Source organism: Actinomadura fibrosa (genome assembly GCF_900659615.1).
Classification (GTDB): Bacteria; Actinomycetota; Actinomycetes; order Streptosporangiales; family Streptosporangiaceae; genus Spirillospora; species Spirillospora fibrosa.
The window spans coordinates 1-1,219 of sequence record NZ_CAACUY010000546.1 but is presented as its reverse complement, the minus strand read 5'-3'; the positions used below and the strand labels follow the sequence as shown (position 1 = coordinate 1,219).

The window sequence follows — 1,219 nt, the reverse complement described above, 5'->3', positions numbered from 1 at the left end:
TGAGCCAGTAGTGGTGGTGTTGGAAGGGGTAGGTGGGGAGGGTGGTGGTGGGGTGGTGGGGTGTGGGTTGGGGTTTCCAGTGGGGGTGGTGGGTGAGGTTGGTGAGGTAGTGGTGGTGGGTGGGGTTGTTGCGGTGGAGGGTGGGGGTGGTGGTGCCGGGTGTGTGGTGGGTGTCGAGGGTGTGTTGGATGCTGGTGGTGAGGGTGGGGTGGGGGCTGATTTCGATGTAGTGGGTGTGTCCGTGGTTGATGAGTGTGGTGATGGTTTGGTGGAAGTGGATGGGGTGGCGGAGGTTGGTGTGCCAGTAGGTGGGGGTGAGGGTGGTGGTGTCGATGGGGGTGGTGGTGATGGTGGAGTAGAGGGGTGTGTGGGCGGGGTGGGGGGTGATGGGGTGGAGGTCGTGGAGGAGTTGGGTGCGGATGGTGTCGGTTTGGGGGTGGTGGGAGGCGTAGGTGACGGGGAGGAGGTGGGGGGGGATGTTGTGGTTGTGGCAGTGGGTGTTGAGGTGGTGGATGGCTTGGGGGGTTCCGGAGACGATGGTGTGGGTGGGGCTGTTGTGGGCGGCGATGGTGAGTGGGGGATGGCTGGTGGGATCGGTGGGGTTGGTGAGGGTGTTGATGAGGGTTTGGGTTTGGTGGGCGGGGAGGGTGAGGGCGAGCATGGCGCCGTGGCCGGTGAGGTGGGTGGCGATGGCTTGGCTGCGGAGGGCGATGATTTTGGTGGCGTCGTCGAGGGTGAGGGCGCCGGCGATGTGGGCTGCGGCGATTTCGCCTTGGGAGTGGCCGATGACGGCGTCGGGGTGGATGCCGTGGTGTTGCCAGAGGCGGGCTAGGGCGATCATGACGGCGAAGAGGGCGGGTTGGACGACGTCGGTGTGGTTGAGGTCGGGGGTGTTGGGGTGTTGGTGGAGTAGGTCGATGAGGGACCAGGGGACGTAGGGGGTGAGGGCGTCGGCGCATTGGTGGATGTGGTGGCGGAAGGTGGGGTTGTGGGTGAGGAGGTCGTGGGCCATGCCGGGCCATTGGGGGCCTTGGCCGGGGAAGACGAAGACGGTTTTGCCGGGTTGGTCGGTTCGGGTGTGGGTGAGGTCGGGGTGGGGGGTGTGGGTGGCTAGGGCGTGGAGGGCGTGGAGTGTTTGGGTGTGGTCGCGGGCGATGACGGTGCCGCGGTGGGGGTGGGTGGCGCGGCCTACGGCCAGGGTGTGAGACACAGTGACCAG

1 protein-coding gene is annotated in these 1,219 nt (G+C 66.4%); it reads right to left on the bottom strand.

Going from position 1 to position 1,219, the window contains the following annotated elements:
• A partial coding sequence (locus E1300_RS49565; protein ID WP_131764164.1) for an acyltransferase domain-containing protein occupies positions 1-1,210 on the bottom strand: 1,210 nt, incomplete at its 3' end.
• Positions 1,211-1,219 lie beyond the last annotated feature (9 nt).